Raw genomic sequence first — 14,185 nt, 5'->3', positions numbered from 1 at the left:
CCCAATTTTTATAATTTTAAAAGGAGCCCTTTAATCCCACTGTTTTTTACAGGTTTGGAATTCGGCTCCTTTGGTTGTTCTTCTATATTGTTTTGTAAATCATTCAGGATTTCATTTTTTAATCCTGATAATGCTGCATGTAAACCTTCTTTCGTAATCCCCTTTCCTTTGTTCATGGTTCCATTTCTAAAGCCATCGATTACTTTCTGCGGAAGCATGGTTGCAGTAGCTGTTGAAGCTGTCATTTTAACTGGATTCTCCATAAACATGATTTCATCCGCGAAATTGTTTTCTAATGCTTGCCTAGGACCCATCCAAGTTTCTTCAGCCATCATGTCAAGTAGTTCTTCTTCTGATTTACCACTTTTCATGACATAGGCATTTACAATTGCTCGATCTGTTATTTTTAACATCTCAGCCGCCTTTTCCATGTCACGATGATCACCACCATGCCACTTAGCGGCGTTGTGAATCATGATTTTTGCTGTTGGAGAAATGCGAACTTTATCACCTGCCATCGCAATTACAGAAGCTGCACTTGCTGCTAAACCAACAATTTGAACTTCCACATGACCAGGATAATTTTTTAATGCTGTGTAAATTTCCGAACCCTCATCTACATAACCACCTGGACTATTGATTGATACAATTAAATCCTCACTATTTGCGTTATCCAGTTGTTTTGTAATCTTACCGGGGCTTGTCGCATCCATTTCAAACCAATCATAAATCCAAGCTTCATCATTCGAAATAATTGGTCCTTTCACGTCAATTTTCACCGTCATTTGTATTCTCATCTCCTTCGGATTCAGTTAGTTTCGTATAGTTTTTCGTAATATGATGTGTATTTAGGTTAGGATCATCAGAAACTTCATATCCTACTTCTAATCGAATCTCATTCCCTGTAAATGCACTTGAAGAAATGAGTTTATCGATGCTTGTCGCAAGATCAAATATACTTTGATAAGAAACGGATTTAATTTCAATCTTTTGACCTAAAAGATACTCTTCTTTTTCAAAAAATTTAACGTTTGCTTCATCTGAAATCTTTTTTAATAATGGTTTCACTGTGAAAAGCATATAATTTTTCGTTTGCTTCTCAACATCAGCCATTTCGCCATATAACAAAGCGGTCGGAATACCAAAAGCCATGGCTACTTGATGTAAGAAACCATTCGTTACTTTGTTGATTTCGTCCACACTCTGACCAGAATTTCCTCCTCCTGATGTTTCAGCGTACTTAAAACCTGGTTGTTGTGGAATGATTGCAACGTCTTTTTCTCCAATTGCTTTATACATGTTATCAATGAAATCTTGAAGTTTCGCTTGATGCTTTTCATTTTTTGCCGCAATCATATCCATATCAACTGTTCCACGAATTTGATTTTTACGTTTTTGAGAATTTAATATCCTGCCGAATAAATCTCCATAGTCTGCAAATAGTCCATCAATAAGAGGTGTTAATTTGTCATTCCGATACTTTACATGAATAACTTCGCTTTGCTTAAAGCTTCTCTTAAACGTATAATCTTTTACAGTGACATTCGTAAAAATATCTTCAAACACAGCGTATTCATTATGCTCAAAGTCGTCAGCAATAAGTAAATCTCCATCATCCGCTTGTATGATTAGAGCTTCATTATCATAAATAAGTTTATAAATGAACCGCTCCCAGAAGGTACTTGCTGTCATATTTTTATTAGGCCTAACATTTAATCGGTAATAAAGATCATCCTTTTGGAATTCTTCACCATTTTTCACTCTAAATTCTGACTGGCTTATTGTTCTTCCTAAAAAGGATATACAGGTATCAATCGCTAATCGCTTCATGTGTACTCTATTTGCTTTTTCAATAAACATTTCCACATCAAACATATATCCTACTTCGCTATTTCTTTTAAATACCGTGTCCAACCATCCAATGATTATCACCCCCATTATTAGAATTTAATACCATCTAGCATAAAGTCGAATTCATCTACAAGAATGTTATCCGCTTGCCATAATGCATGAATAAAAGCCTGGAATCCATCCGTTTTGCGCCTAAACTCATCTTTTTTCAGATATTCTTTGTTGCCGTCTTTTTTGATGTGGACGTAGACGTTGTTGGTATACCAACGCATTAATGGATTATCTCCAAAAATAATATGATTGTTTGCGAATAATGTTTCAACTCTTGGTGCTAATAAAGAATGAATCGCTTTCGGATTTCGAATATATAACAGGGTAAAGCCTTCCGCTTCAAGTGCCGTTTTAACAAGATCAAGACGGAATGTATCTGCTACTATTGTGTTACATCCGTATATCTCACGCATGTTTACAAACCAAGCTACAATATGCGAGATAGGAATGACAGGTTCGTCCACAATAGTTAGTAAGTCATTTTCAGCCCATTCATAAATAGGTGCCTTTAATTTCACTTTGTCCAAGAATCCTTTACGGACAAAAGAATGTGATTTCCAAATATAATCCTCACCATGTTTAAACAATAACCCGACTGATGCAAAGTCTTTGATGCTGGCGAAGTCGAGACCGCCTACAGCTACTTTGTACTTTAAATCTGGAACTTCTCTCCGTGTTTCTCCATCTTCTTCAAAACCAGTACGCATGATTTCTTCCCATGAAGCTACAGACTTTGTTAGATCTACTTCCGGTATATTCATCCTCTTAGTCATGAAATTTTCTCTGTTAGACGGATCGTTTTCTAGATTTTTATACTGACGCATAACTTTCTTAAACAATCCTCTAGCATATTGACTCATTGGCTTACTAAACATCGGGTTTGCTTTTTCCCACATATCGGGATTGTCTACTTCTTCAGGATTATCCAACTTACAAATAAAAGGAAATAATCTATCCTCTTTTTCTTTTCCTTTCAGGATGTTCATAGCTCGCTCTTTCATTTTGTCAAGATAACCTTCACGAACAAATCCGTCTGTGGTAATAAAAAATTCCCTAGAGTTAGGAACTTTACCTAATCCACTAGAGAATACCTCTACAACATCGCTATTTTCATACCTATGTATCTCATCATAAATAACACATCCATCTCTTAATGAGTCTTTACTTCCTGCATTAGATGTATGAAATTCAAAAGTTGAACGAGTCGCTTTATTCGTTATCAATTGTTTGGTTGATACAAATAGCTCGTCTAATATTTCATGCTTTTTATTCTTTTCAAATACATCTATAAAAGATGTTTTTGCCTGCCTTTCTGTATTCGCAACTACTGATACGTTGTAATGCTCAATACCGTGCAACTCACTAATAAAGAAGTGTGTCAATGCACTAATCAATCCATTTTTACCAGCACCCCTTGCCATCATCCAGAAGTGTTGATCAAAATAAACATCCTCATATTCATCAAACAAAAACACAAATGTTATTAAAAATTTTTGAAAAGAATGTAATGTAAAATGCCATTTTTCTATGAAAATTATACATTTATCAATTAAATCCATATCAAAATGTAAATCGTCACGGGTTAGTATATCTTGTTTTAGATAATTAATAAGCATGATGCGCTCTTTATTTAATACTACTGATCCTGTCTCATATCGTTCTATATATTCACTTACACACTTATGATGAATCATATCAAATCACTTGCCGAATACTTCTTACTTACTTTCTTTCTTATTATTTTCTTCTGGTAGCAAGTCCGTTAGTTGTTTCATCACCCTTTGATAGGATTGATCACGGGTATTGTATAACCGGGCAACAGGTCGTTCTCTTTCATACGGCTCTGTTTTATCAGATTGTGAGAACAATTCGTAATCACCATTCTCAGATATATCGATCCACATCTCATTCAATAACACTCGTAATCTTGCTGCCTGTATCAGTAACCCTTCCACCACTTTCAACTTACTAGGTGAGATGTCTGTAAATAGTCTTTTCAAACGATTTTTTTCCTTGTTTACTAGCACCTCACGCTCATCCATGTCCGCCATACTGCCACCTCGCTTCCATCCTATTTTTTTCTATTGGGTAGGGGTCCTATGCGAAACAGCTCAAAAATCTGGAAAAACGACCCCCTCCCCGGTGCCCGGTTCCCCTTTAAAAGATTGAAATATTTTAAAGGGGGGGATTGTTTCTGAATCAGTTTCACCACTTTTCATCGTTTTCCCATTTGTTTATCTTTTTAACAAACACTCTACCGTGTTCTTTATTATGGCAATCCACACAGACTGTTTCTAAGTTATCTATTTCTAATGCAAGTTCTGGATAATGTTCTAGTTCTTTTATATGATGGACAACGAGTTGTATCTTCTTACGCTTGGCACTCTCACTGTATTCATCGGTGTCCACACGAACACTACCATTACGTTTACACTCTTGGCATTCATAGTTGTCTCGCTTCTTTACTTGCTCGCGTATCCTCTTCCACTCGCCACTATCATAGAACTTACGCTTCTGTTGTTTGGTTTTATACTCTTTCATCACTTGTTTGCCTTTCATTTTGTCTTTTACCAAGGACATTTTTGTACATTTATTTTTATATTCCTCATGCTATAGTGAAAGTATCTTAACCATATCTAATATATCCTACAGGTTATATTAGGCCCTTTCTGTTTCTTTATTTGCGCAGTTGCTTGTCGTCCACAGATGATGATGCAACTGTGCCTTTTTTAATTACTCCTTCAGCAACTCATCCCTTGTTTTGTCAAGCAAACTACTCATCGCTTCTCTGTTTTGCTTTGGCGTTGTATTATCTTGCATCTCATTAAAGATTAGAATTGCATTTTCTAATTTCTGTTTATCGATACATTCGTTTACAAAGTCTTGCTCTAACATTGAAATGAATGTACCAATTGCAACCGCTTGTTCTTGTTTATCTAGTTTCATTTATCTCACTCCCTTTAATTACGCGACCTTGAATCGAATCAGCTGTATGTTCGACAATAGATTTTGCTACAACTCTTCCATCTAATGAAATCCCAACTTTACAATCCACCCCTACTGATTTACTATCGTTAATCTTTTTAATTGCTACAGATTCTTTGACCATTTCTCTAACATGAGTTATGTCCGCTTTCGTTGCTAATCCCTTTTCTAACGTATTTACTCTTCTTTCTAGTCCTTCAATCGTTTGTTGTAGTCCAGTGACTCGGATTCTTAATTCAACAATTCCAACTTTCATGTTGTTGGTTTTATTCCCCATCTTCATACTGCTCCTAAAGTAAAAAGTAGACTTCGGCTGCTTAATCACAACTTGACGAACTATCAAATGAACCTCCTGCATCATACGATGAATAGGATGAACAGAAGGATGAATAACTACCACTATCATCGTTTCCATAATCCGAACTGGAGTGAATTGCACTTGATGTCGTCGTATGGTGAATCAACCAATCATTTGTTGTACCCTCACTATTTCTTTTTGCTTGTTCTTGTTTCAATTTCTTATTCTATTCCTTCCTTTTCTTTCTTTCGAAAAACATATCTTTTCGCCTCCTTAAAATAAGAAAAGCACCCATTATGGATGCTTTCGCAACATTCCCTATATAGTTCGACTCGGTCTACGCGCTCGTACAGAAGTTACTTGTTGTACAGAAACGATATGTTCTGGATTGATTACAATATCATCAAAACGTATCAACCCTACCCTAAAATTTCCATCTGGAGCAACCACTTTGTCTAAAAAACTCTCCAACTTCATATGTAAGATATGCGTTTTCCCATTTACCAAGCTCACATGTGTGGCAAATATTTTTTCCATACGATCACCATCCTCTCCCTATTGATATTGTGTTCCAACAGATATTATCACTGCTTGCTATAAATAAACAAGACCACGATACCATCTAGAACCGTGGTCGTATATATAATTCCCCTTGGTCTTTTCGTCTTGTCGCGGGTTCCTACCGCCCATGCCCGTTCTTCGGTAACGTTTTGATAATGGGGCCCACTCACATCACTTCACATGATGGCGGATACGCTATCCCCACAGCCTTCTGTCTTCCAAACAGTAACTGTAGAAATATCGTACATCCAATTTCAAAGCAAAAAGGTACCCGATTTAGTGCCCCAAACAGTACCCCAAAAGTTCCATTATTTTTTATATCATCTCTAATGCAGTTGCAAAATTCAAAATTCCTGACTTTCGTTTCCGATAAAACTTACCGCGCTTCATTCCTAATACTGTATAAATATAATCATCGTTTAGCTCTGTCGCACTCATATACTTCATTTCCAATATTCGTTGTTCGTCTTGATCTAACGCATGTTCAAACGCACGATGTAATTGCCTGTACTTCAGTTCATGGATATCTATTTTTCGTACTTCCGGAAATAAGAGTTCTGCACCTCTCTCCATCCGTTCTCGATGATTCTGAAAACGAACGCGTAACACCTTATACTTCTTTAATTCTCCTATCACAAAAGGGCGTATTTCTTTTTCATCGATATAGGTAAAAAAAGATAATTGATTCATGCGTTACCCTCCCGAATAAAAATCCAAATCCTGTTCATACTGTTACTAAACTCTTACACAGTCTTTTTTTCGATTTCAAATAATCGATTAACCAATATTTTCTTTTCCATACGCAGCAAATGAATCCTTTATGTATAGAAAAGGAGCGTATCTAAAATGAAACAAGTCGGACAACCTATACAAAACGAGAAACAAATAGAAGTGATTCAACATATCCTTTTACAGTCCTCAAAACGTGATGCGCTACTATTCCTATTCGCCATCCATTCCTGCTTAAAAGTAAGTGAACTCTTACAATTACAAGTTGGGGATGTACTGGATAAAAACAGACATATTCGACATTCCATCTTATTTTATAACGAACAAATAAAGATACATAAATGGTTCACTGTAAACGAAACCTTACACCTTGCAATCAAACAGTATATATGTGAGCGTAAAGATTGGACATACGAGGAGCCCTTATTCAAATCGCAAAAAGGGCTAAAAACCATTACCAGACAACATGCATGGTATGTGTTAGATAGAGCTGCAAGAGCAGCTGGATTAGAGGGAATCAGCTCGCATACGCTTCAAAAAACTTGGGGATATCACGCATACAAATCTGGTGTGGATATCGCATTATTACAACACTTCTTTGAGCATAGTAGCCCAGCAACCACTTTAAAATATATCGGTCTCATGCGAAATAACAGCTAATTTTTCCTAGCTGTTATTTCTTACTGATCATCCACTATGAACGGAATCCTCTCTTACTCATTTGATCACGTAAGTTTGATGCCGGTACGCCCAAATATTGCGCTATTTTTGGATAACTAAACCCCTGCTCTCTAAATTTCAGTGCTTGTTGACACCATTCTTCCCATTTTTTCCGACTTTGTTCTTGTATCTCAATTTGCGTTTTTCCTTTCCACTTCCCTCTTTTTTTCAATTGCTCACGCAAAGTACTACTTGGACAACCAAGCTTTTTGGTTATCATGGTGGTCCCAAATCCCTGCTCATATAGCTGGGCAGCTTGTCTACAAATTTCATCCCACTCTGCTCTAGGCTTTCGCCCCCCATTCTCTGTAAATAATTCTCTTGCTAATTCTTTCAGTTCCAACCCGATTGCACAATGCTGCATACATTCTTTCAATGGCTTCATTTGATAGTCACACATTTGACAATGTTGGTCCTGTATATCTAGAATACGAATGCGATTTTGCTTTTCCTTCTCCTTCATGCTGTACACCTCGCTGACTTTTCACCATTTTATAACACCTGTACGGTTCCTTACTATCACCAGTTTTAACCTTTTTGTAGCAGGCATCCTATTTATTCCTTTTTTAATCATAATCCCTCAAAATTACATAGATTATGTTACGTCCTTACTTTTCGAATCATTACTTTTTCATAACACACACATAACAATAATGATTCAAATTCTCACAAACAAGCACTCTGGCACAAGTGCTCGTTTTCTTTTGTGTATAAAAAGAAGAAGTTGATACATACTATCTATAGGCTTAATATATAGCCTGTAATGTCGAAAGGTGAAACTGGACTTATCGGCATATCTTTCATCGAATGAGCAGTTAGCTTTTGCTAGCTGCTTTGTTATTTTTTGTTTCAAATCTCTATTTCTAATTTAAGCTACCTAATCTTCTTTTTAACACATTATCACTCGTCCCATACCTATGACATTCAAAAAAGATTCAAACGTAAATTTACCCTATTTTATGAGGTCTCTTTTTCAAAGACAAAATTCAAACTGCCTCCTTATCCATTTCAGGAATAATTCCACGTTTCGTTAACATGTCATGGATAAACAATCTACCCTTTTGAGTCCAGCGCGTATTCATTTTTACAGATTTACTACCATTCGAATGCGTGACATCAATTGTTTGTGATTTTGTATATCCTTTATTTTGATGTTTCGCATACAGGAGCCATTGATTGTTTACTTTGTACTGTACTTTTTCATCTTTTAAGATTTTATTTAATCGTACTGCTGACAATCCATAATCGGCTGCAATTTGCGAGACGGTTACCGTATTTTTTGATTGAAGAATTTGATCGAGGTATGTAATCTTAGATGCATTTTCTGCGACTTGTTGTGTTAACATGAGATTCTTTTGTTCTGCCATTTGTCTTGCTTGTTGTTCGTGTTTGAGTTGCGACGCGAGACCAATGAGTAAATCTGGATCTTGTAGTAAGGCGTTTATCGTAGGCGGTGTCATGTAAGCCCCGTGTTTTCGAATGCTTGGGAGCACTTCTTCGAATACCCATTTTTCAAATTGTTCTGCTTGTGGGAGCTTGGATCTAGCAATCAGACGGTATAGGTTGGGTTCGTTGATAAATTTCTTTTCAACCATTTGATTTTTCTCTGGAATAACCACCGAACGAAACGTTACCCCGTCCTCTTTACAATGATCTCTCACCGCTTTTGTGGGATTCGTGTATCCTAATACCTTCGCAACATTTGTCGCAGGAAAATACTCTTTTCCATCCTTGATAAAAACCTCTAAATTTCCGAACATGTTATGTGAAAATGTTTGCATTTGCGTCATTTTTAATTCCCCTTTTCTATACAATTTTTGAATGAAACGATCTTCATGTATCCTTTATTTTTTTACAAAGGTACCTAATTTAAAATAACCGCCGAACGATTCACCCAGTCATATTCATGTCGCTAATCCCTGCTCTTTCCCAAACTCATTCGCTCTTTTCTGAATTCGTTTCAATATTCTACCGACTTGCACCTGACATCTCCCCACTCTATTCCCAATTTCTTGCTGCGTTTTATATTTCGAATGCATATCCCACACGATCAATTCTGGGTACTCCAGTGTTTGGTAAAATGATTGAAGGACCATATGATTCTCCACTTCTCCCACCTCATGTATTTGTGTATCTTCCAGCATATCTTCTAACAGAATTTCTTCCTTACCACCACTCCCTGATGTATACATGACATCCTGTAAAGACTTTGTATTGGGGTGATATTGCAATGCCTCGTTCACATCTGGAAGAGGCACGCCCAGTTGTTTACAAATCGTCTCTCCATCTTCCTCCATCTCCAAACCTGTATTCACTTTAACTATTTCTAACATGCTCTTATATCTCTTCCAGATAAAGTGATGTACCAAATCTTCATACTTACTCATAAATTCCTCATCTGACATCGCTCTCACATCTTCAATTACTTTCATCATGCCTGTTTCTCCTTTTCCGCTTACTTGACTTCTTCGGCACCTGATTCGGCCCTTGCCATAACCCTTGCTTTCTCCATCTATTTTTCACTTTCCCAACGTAGGATGGACTTCGCTCAAACATGATACTCATTTCTTTATCTGGAATCCCCTGGTCATTGAGTTCTCTTACACGTGCTGGTGTCAATCCATCCGGCATATTTCCAGGATTCCCTCCACGAATCCTCGGCTCTGTATCAAAATATCTACCCAACTGGCGTAATGCTTGACCAGTCGGGCAATTTGCGCAAATGTTGATACTGAAACTCGCATCATCCGAGCGATTATAATAACACCGTCTACATTTCTGTTCGATAATATCTCCAATTTGATAGGTGAGTCGGATGCGTTCTTCTTTAGTAAGTTTCATGCGAAACACCTACAATACTGCTTTTAATGCGATTCCTAATGCTTGTGCCCTTGCTTGTAATTCCAAGCGATGTTTCCGTTCCCTTTCTGCTGTTTCTTCTGCCGCACCGATTCTGATTTGTACTTTTCTTAGTTCAGCTTCCAGCTCCCATTTCTTCTCGCTTAACTGGTTGCGTTCATTCAGCAACGTTGTGTATTCTTCCTCACGATTTTGAAATTGTTTTTTTAACTTTTCAAGTTCCGCTTTTAATTCCGTTTGATGTATTCCATTATCCTTCTCTTCAGAATGTTCATTTTTCTTTCTAGCAACTTTTGTACCCTCGACCAACGGTTCTATACTCTTTTTCGTTCCCAAACTCTTAGCACACTTCCTAGCGCCCTCTTTTTTCTCTCGGCGTTTTGCGACATTGTGATACAGTGTGCTTTCACTCACACCAAGACGATCTGCAATTTTTGCCCAAGATAATTTCTGCTCCCTTAACTTCTCCGCCTTCTCACATAATACATCCCAATTTTTCTCTTCAGCCATCTGTTCTACCATGGTTTCATTTCTCCCTTCCAGTAAGCTGTCGCCTAATTGTTTGATTCGCTTCCCAATCCTACAGTTATCCGCACACCAGGAAGTCTTACGATTCCCTGACTTCCTGTATGCCGGCACTTTTTCACATCCCGCGCAATTCTCATCTTGTAGATCTAATATTTGAATCCGGATGGATTTCTTATCAAGCTTCATCGAAAGGCTTGTCCTCATCCGCTATTTCGAACTCTTCCGAGACTTGATTTTCAGTTTCCTGATTCCCTTCTTGTTGCACCTCAAGGGTTTCCTCCCGTTTCTCCTCGCACTTTGGCTCTTCTTTTGTTTCTGGCTGCTGTTCTTTCCACTCATGCCACTTTATTGCTAATGGTGCTACGCGCTTACGATATTCATCGGTTACCTCGATAATTTGACCTGAGGACATATTGAGCTCATTCGCCAATTTCAAGTACGATTCACCCTCGAGGCGACGTTTTACAATATCCGGAAGTTTATTTGGCATGCCCTCGAAGTTTGGGGCTAAACCGCTAATGATAAAAGCATCGATAATCTCCCGGTCCGCTTGTTCTTTTTCTTCACGAGTCTGAATCTTTTCTTCTGGCATATCAAAATCCGCTTCTATTTGCTCGAACGTTGATTTTACCTCTTGTACCATTCCTTTTTCATCGACTTCGTACTGCGTAACTGGTTCATTTGTTTTCGCATTAATCGTGACATTAAAGTTGACTTGCATAGACTCTAGCGAGACAAATACTTTCGCATCAATCATTTCAGACAAAGAATCCAATTTCCCCTGCAATGAGGAATCTGTTACTTCTAACACAATCTCTTTCTTCCCATCAGGTTTTAAGTTCACTTTCTTCAACACCGGTTTACATTCGATATACGCCATTATGATCCGCTCCCTTTATTCTGTTTTTTCGCTTTCTTCTCCGCTCGTTGTAACTTGTTGTACTCATCCAACGTGATAAAACCACCGTATTTCTTCACATGCTTCAGCAAAATGAGCTGTAAGTGTGGATATTTATACTCGAACAACTTTCGTTTCACGTTGAACGTTTCCGTAACCATGCCTTTTATGTCTATGACTTCTACCTCACCATTTGGCAAGTACACCAGGAAGTCCGCTATGTATGTAATGGCTTGAAAGTTCTTGTCCTGTTTCTTGAATGCAGGTTGCAAGTTAAATACGGGCTGCCGTTCAAACCCTTGTATTTCGCCTCTTGCACTGCGTATTTTTAAGCCTTCGTAATAATTTGCTTCCGCTTTTGAATCGAATACGTGACCATCGAGGTTCACTTTCTTATTGCTGTATTTACTCAATTCTTCTCACCCTTATTTCATAACCAGCTTTTTAAATAGTGCTTCATCCTTCGTGTCAAGTGCATAATCGATGAGTTGGCGCTTGCCGAGATTCTCCATGTATGTAATAGCTTCCTCTACTCTCACATACTCTTCATCAGGTAAATCCGTTTCTAGTGAAGGCTCATCATCTTCCAATACCGCCATGTATAAAGCATGACTGTATTTGCCTTTAAAATTTATTTGAATGTGTATCTTGCTTTCTGTGTCCTGGGCACTAAAATAATGAAACGCTACACCCGAATCATTGGTTTTCCCTGTTGGCCCAAAGAATGTAAAGCCACTTCTCACGGAACATGTTGCCGACATTTCTATGCCATATGAATATTTTTTCGCATTTTCTACAAAACGAATTCTCTCTTGAAACTTCTCATGTTGCCCCAACCTGTAAAGCAATCGAAATGCGCTATGCTCTTGAGGTTCTAATTGATCCCATACCCAATCAATAAACGCCAATTTTTTCTCAACCGACACTTTATTCATCCACCTAATTCTCCTTTCACTTCTTAGAATTCAATTTCTTGTTCTTTTTCAAATCTTCTTAACCGATAATTGTTACCGTTCATTTCAATTACTTCCGTTTCGTCATCAAAGATGCGACTAAAAATCCGCTCATTGTAAATCCCATATAAAGCTGTGACTGCATGGTTGGTTGTATACATGGTGTGCCTTCCAATTCGGCTATCTATAATCTCAAATAATTTCTTTTGGGCCCATTTATGCTTTTTTAACTCTTCTTCATCATCTGGTTCTTTTTCAGCACCAAGATCATCAATAACCAAACAATCCATTTTAGAAAGCATGGTAAGTAGTTCGTCTTCTGTCATTTCACTTTTGCGATTGTATGTAGCCTTCAACTTCGTAAATAATTTTTCTTCTGTGATAAAACATGCACTTACACCACGCCTCATTAATTCCCTTGTCATCGCTACCGCTAAATGACTTTTCCCTGTCCCATAATCGCCAACAAGCATGATGTTTTTCCCGACTTTCTTGTTAAAAGTTCTTACATACTGCTCACATGCTTCTTTTGCCTCTGTAAGCTGTTTACTTGGCGGAACATAATTTTGAAACGTTGCCTTCTTTAACTTTTGATTAATCAAGCTCCCATCTTCAAAATCCTTAAATAACTTGATAATTTTCGCCTTCTCTTGTAATTCTTGCGTTTCTTTTGCTAGCTGCTGATCCTCCTTTTCAACGGTTTGACATTGCGGGCAAAATTCTTTTCCTGTCCCTTTATCAATTAACATACGTTTATTGCATATATCTTTGAAGTCATTTTTCCCAACCAAAAACGTATTTTTACATCGATTCGGTGACAATTTAAATTGATCTACAGCCTTTCTTCTAACGTTTTGAGAAATCATATTTTTCGAAGAATGTTTTACTTGCTTCAGCTCTCCCATTCGATATACCACCCTTTCCCGCTCTCTTTTTAGACTGTTTCTGTCGTTTAAATGCTTCCTCAGATGCTATCACATCCGATAGCGTACGTATGTTACTGTTGGCCCACTGTTTTAAAATTCCCTCCGCATAGTTCCATTTCGCTTGTCTTTTCAGAGCTCGTTCCATTGCCGCAATCACAAGTTCTTCACTCGTGTCTCTAATCCAATGGCCTATGCTATCTGCCATGAATGAATTTAAAACACCGAAATTGTTCTCGTAAAAAGCAAAAGCGCTACTATTACTACTTACATTCTCTGTAGTAGTCTCTGGTATTGGTCTGGTCATTTTGACCTGTTCGTCGGGGCAATTTGACCTCTTCGTCTGGTCATTTTGGCCTGACGTCAGATCAATTTGACTTGCAGCCTCCTGTTCGATGTTGTCTAGTACCTCATAATCAATCCGATACCATTTTGTATGATCTATTTTCAGCTTATTATAGTTTCCTACAATAATAATTTTCCGTTCCTGTAACTTCTTCAATGTTCGCTTAATTGTACTTTCTGACCAAAATGGAAATTGGTTTTTCCATTCTTCATATGTGTTGTATATCCACCCAAAACCATCTTTTACGTTGTTACTTTTTTCTAACCAATAATGCAGTTGCTGAAGGATAATAGCTTCATTTAATCCAATTACTGTAGCAAGTTTCGGTAAAACAACTAATGGTTCATCCTCTAACAACAACCTACTCATGTCTATTCCCCCTCCTACAAATTGCTAGGTAACTCCCCTTTTCCTTGACCACTTTTTCAATTCGATATTTTGGATACCCAGTCTGTATATATCTTGTAATAGAACGCTTTCGTT

General features: G+C 37.6%; 21 protein-coding genes. 1 reads left to right on the top strand and 20 read right to left on the bottom strand.

Going from position 1 to position 14,185, the window contains the following annotated elements:
- Positions 1 to 8 precede the first annotated feature (8 nt).
- The 10 genes from I6L50_RS12035 to I6L50_RS11990 form a co-directional block, all read right to left on the bottom strand.
- Positions 9 to 785 (bottom strand): head maturation protease, ClpP-related, encoded by a 777-nt coding sequence (locus I6L50_RS12035; RefSeq protein WP_219301675.1) that lies wholly within the window; start codon positions 783 to 785, stop codon positions 9 to 11.
- Positions 769 to 1,932: a phage portal protein gene (locus tag I6L50_RS12030; protein WP_219301673.1), complete on the bottom strand. Its 1,164-nt coding sequence runs from the start codon at positions 1,930 to 1,932 to the stop codon at positions 769 to 771. The genes I6L50_RS12035 and I6L50_RS12030 overlap by 17 nt, the downstream gene beginning before the upstream one ends.
- Positions 1,933 to 1,940: 8 nt before the next feature.
- A complete protein-coding gene (locus tag I6L50_RS12025; RefSeq protein WP_219301671.1) occupies positions 1,941 to 3,596 on the bottom strand; it encodes a terminase TerL endonuclease subunit in 1,656 nt (551 codons plus the stop codon).
- Between the two features lie 24 nt (positions 3,597 to 3,620).
- Positions 3,621 to 3,944: a hypothetical protein gene (locus I6L50_RS12020; protein WP_374108422.1), complete on the bottom strand. Its 324-nt coding sequence runs from the start codon at positions 3,942 to 3,944 to the stop codon at positions 3,621 to 3,623.
- Between the two features lie 163 nt (positions 3,945 to 4,107).
- A complete protein-coding gene (locus tag I6L50_RS12015; RefSeq protein ID WP_219303691.1) occupies positions 4,108 to 4,443 on the bottom strand; it encodes an HNH endonuclease in 336 nt (111 codons plus the stop codon).
- 192 nt (positions 4,444 to 4,635) lie between these two features.
- Positions 4,636 to 4,848 (bottom strand): hypothetical protein, encoded by a 213-nt coding sequence (locus I6L50_RS12010; protein WP_219300500.1) that lies wholly within the window; start codon positions 4,846 to 4,848, stop codon positions 4,636 to 4,638.
- On the bottom strand, positions 4,835 to 5,164 hold the full coding sequence (locus I6L50_RS12005; protein WP_219301285.1) for a hypothetical protein: 330 nt from the start codon (positions 5,162 to 5,164) through the stop codon (positions 4,835 to 4,837). Before I6L50_RS12005 ends, I6L50_RS12010 begins: the two co-directional genes overlap by 14 nt.
- A gap of 40 nt (positions 5,165 to 5,204) precedes the next feature.
- Positions 5,205 to 5,402, bottom strand: a complete 198-nt coding sequence (locus I6L50_RS12000) for a hypothetical protein (protein ID WP_257475351.1) — start codon at positions 5,400 to 5,402, stop codon at positions 5,205 to 5,207.
- 101 nt (positions 5,403 to 5,503) lie between these two features.
- Positions 5,504 to 5,722 carry a hypothetical protein gene (locus tag I6L50_RS11995; RefSeq protein WP_219300502.1) on the bottom strand — a complete coding sequence of 73 codons (219 nt, stop codon included), beginning with the start codon at positions 5,720 to 5,722 and terminating at the stop codon, positions 5,504 to 5,506.
- Positions 5,723 to 6,061: 339 nt separating this feature from the next.
- A complete protein-coding gene (locus I6L50_RS11990) occupies positions 6,062 to 6,436 on the bottom strand; it encodes an ArpU family phage packaging/lysis transcriptional regulator (protein WP_219301667.1) in 375 nt (124 codons plus the stop codon).
- Positions 6,437 to 6,592: 156 nt separating this feature from the next.
- Between I6L50_RS11990 and I6L50_RS11985 the strand changes: the two genes are divergently transcribed.
- Positions 6,593 to 7,135 (top strand): tyrosine-type recombinase/integrase, encoded by a 543-nt coding sequence (locus tag I6L50_RS11985; protein ID WP_219301665.1) that lies wholly within the window; start codon positions 6,593 to 6,595, stop codon positions 7,133 to 7,135.
- 34 nt (positions 7,136 to 7,169) lie between these two features.
- Here the strand turns inward: I6L50_RS11985 and I6L50_RS11980 are convergent, their stop codons facing one another.
- The 10 genes from I6L50_RS11980 to I6L50_RS11935 form a co-directional block, all read right to left on the bottom strand.
- Positions 7,170 to 7,658: a hypothetical protein gene (locus I6L50_RS11980; RefSeq protein WP_219301663.1), complete on the bottom strand. Its 489-nt coding sequence runs from the start codon at positions 7,656 to 7,658 to the stop codon at positions 7,170 to 7,172.
- 523 nt (positions 7,659 to 8,181) lie between these two features.
- A complete protein-coding gene (locus I6L50_RS11975; protein WP_219301189.1) occupies positions 8,182 to 8,985 on the bottom strand; it encodes a phage antirepressor KilAC domain-containing protein in 804 nt (267 codons plus the stop codon).
- A 114-nt stretch (positions 8,986 to 9,099) separates the two neighbouring features.
- Positions 9,100 to 9,630, bottom strand: a complete 531-nt coding sequence (locus tag I6L50_RS11970) for a hypothetical protein (protein ID WP_219301661.1) — start codon at positions 9,628 to 9,630, stop codon at positions 9,100 to 9,102.
- Positions 9,614 to 10,036, bottom strand: coding sequence for a hypothetical protein (locus tag I6L50_RS11965; protein ID WP_219301659.1), 423 nt, complete (start codon positions 10,034 to 10,036; stop codon positions 9,614 to 9,616). Before I6L50_RS11965 ends, I6L50_RS11970 begins: the two co-directional genes overlap by 17 nt.
- Positions 10,037 to 10,045: 9 nt before the next feature.
- Positions 10,046 to 10,768, bottom strand: a complete 723-nt coding sequence (locus I6L50_RS11960; protein ID WP_219301657.1) for a zinc-finger domain-containing protein — start codon at positions 10,766 to 10,768, stop codon at positions 10,046 to 10,048.
- Positions 10,758 to 11,462, bottom strand: a complete 705-nt coding sequence (locus tag I6L50_RS11955) for a 2-methylcitrate dehydratase (protein WP_219301654.1) — start codon at positions 11,460 to 11,462, stop codon at positions 10,758 to 10,760. The genes I6L50_RS11960 and I6L50_RS11955 overlap by 11 nt, the downstream gene beginning before the upstream one ends.
- A complete protein-coding gene (locus tag I6L50_RS11950; protein ID WP_219301652.1) occupies positions 11,462 to 11,893 on the bottom strand; it encodes a DUF1064 domain-containing protein in 432 nt (143 codons plus the stop codon). The genes I6L50_RS11955 and I6L50_RS11950 overlap by 1 nt, the downstream gene beginning before the upstream one ends.
- Before the next feature lie 12 nt (positions 11,894 to 11,905).
- On the bottom strand, positions 11,906 to 12,415 hold the full coding sequence (locus tag I6L50_RS11945) for a YpiB family protein (protein ID WP_006918079.1): 510 nt from the start codon (positions 12,413 to 12,415) through the stop codon (positions 11,906 to 11,908).
- A 23-nt stretch (positions 12,416 to 12,438) separates the two neighbouring features.
- Complete coding sequence (locus I6L50_RS11940; RefSeq protein WP_483861634.1) at positions 12,439 to 13,338, bottom strand: ATP-binding protein; 900 nt, start codon at positions 13,336 to 13,338, stop codon at positions 12,439 to 12,441.
- On the bottom strand, positions 13,280 to 14,071 hold the full coding sequence (locus tag I6L50_RS11935; protein ID WP_219301650.1) for a DnaD domain-containing protein: 792 nt from the start codon (positions 14,069 to 14,071) through the stop codon (positions 13,280 to 13,282). Before I6L50_RS11935 ends, I6L50_RS11940 begins: the two co-directional genes overlap by 59 nt.
- Positions 14,072 to 14,185 lie beyond the last annotated feature (114 nt).

Source organism: Bacillus sp. FDAARGOS_1420, assembly GCF_019344915.1.
Classification (GTDB): domain Bacteria; phylum Bacillota; class Bacilli; order Bacillales; family Bacillaceae_G; genus Bacillus_A; species Bacillus_A mycoides.
Note: the sequence above shows the minus strand (reverse complement) of the source record. Positions and strands in the feature narration are given on the sequence as shown.

Excerpts from the sequence above, each read along its gene's own strand:
- I6L50_RS12035 (WP_219301675.1), bottom strand. The coding sequence starts at position 785 with ATGACGGTGAAAATTGACGTGAAAGGACCAATTATTTCGAATGATGAA.
- I6L50_RS12025 (WP_219301671.1), bottom strand. The coding sequence starts at position 3,596 with ATGATTCATCATAAGTGTGTAAGTGAATATATAGAACGATATGAGACA.
- I6L50_RS12020 (WP_374108422.1), bottom strand. The coding sequence starts at position 3,944 with ATGGATGAGCGTGAGGTGCTAGTAAACAAGGAAAAAAATCGTTTGAAA.
- I6L50_RS12015 (WP_219303691.1), bottom strand. The coding sequence starts at position 4,443 with ATGAAAGAGTATAAAACCAAACAACAGAAGCGTAAGTTCTATGATAGT.
- I6L50_RS12010 (WP_219300500.1), bottom strand. The coding sequence starts at position 4,848 with ATGAAACTAGATAAACAAGAACAAGCGGTTGCAATTGGTACATTCATT.
- I6L50_RS12005 (WP_219301285.1), bottom strand. The coding sequence starts at position 5,164 with ATGGGGAATAAAACCAACAACATGAAAGTTGGAATTGTTGAATTAAGA.
- I6L50_RS11995 (WP_219300502.1), bottom strand. The coding sequence starts at position 5,722 with ATGGAAAAAATATTTGCCACACATGTGAGCTTGGTAAATGGGAAAACG.
- I6L50_RS11990 (WP_219301667.1), bottom strand. The coding sequence starts at position 6,436 with ATGAATCAATTATCTTTTTTTACCTATATCGATGAAAAAGAAATACGC.
- I6L50_RS11985 (WP_219301665.1), top strand. The coding sequence starts at position 6,593 with ATGAAACAAGTCGGACAACCTATACAAAACGAGAAACAAATAGAAGTG.
- I6L50_RS11980 (WP_219301663.1), bottom strand. The coding sequence starts at position 7,658 with ATGAAGGAGAAGGAAAAGCAAAATCGCATTCGTATTCTAGATATACAG.
- I6L50_RS11975 (WP_219301189.1), bottom strand. The coding sequence starts at position 8,985 with ATGACGCAAATGCAAACATTTTCACATAACATGTTCGGAAATTTAGAG.
- I6L50_RS11970 (WP_219301661.1), bottom strand. The coding sequence starts at position 9,630 with ATGATGAAAGTAATTGAAGATGTGAGAGCGATGTCAGATGAGGAATTT.
- I6L50_RS11965 (WP_219301659.1), bottom strand. The coding sequence starts at position 10,036 with ATGAAACTTACTAAAGAAGAACGCATCCGACTCACCTATCAAATTGGA.
- I6L50_RS11960 (WP_219301657.1), bottom strand. The coding sequence starts at position 10,768 with ATGAAGCTTGATAAGAAATCCATCCGGATTCAAATATTAGATCTACAA.
- I6L50_RS11955 (WP_219301654.1), bottom strand. The coding sequence starts at position 11,462 with ATGGCGTATATCGAATGTAAACCGGTGTTGAAGAAAGTGAACTTAAAA.
- I6L50_RS11945 (WP_006918079.1), bottom strand. The coding sequence starts at position 12,415 with ATGAATAAAGTGTCGGTTGAGAAAAAATTGGCGTTTATTGATTGGGTA.
- I6L50_RS11940 (WP_483861634.1), bottom strand. The coding sequence starts at position 13,338 with ATGGGAGAGCTGAAGCAAGTAAAACATTCTTCGAAAAATATGATTTCT.
- I6L50_RS11935 (WP_219301650.1), bottom strand. The coding sequence starts at position 14,071 with ATGAGTAGGTTGTTGTTAGAGGATGAACCATTAGTTGTTTTACCGAAA.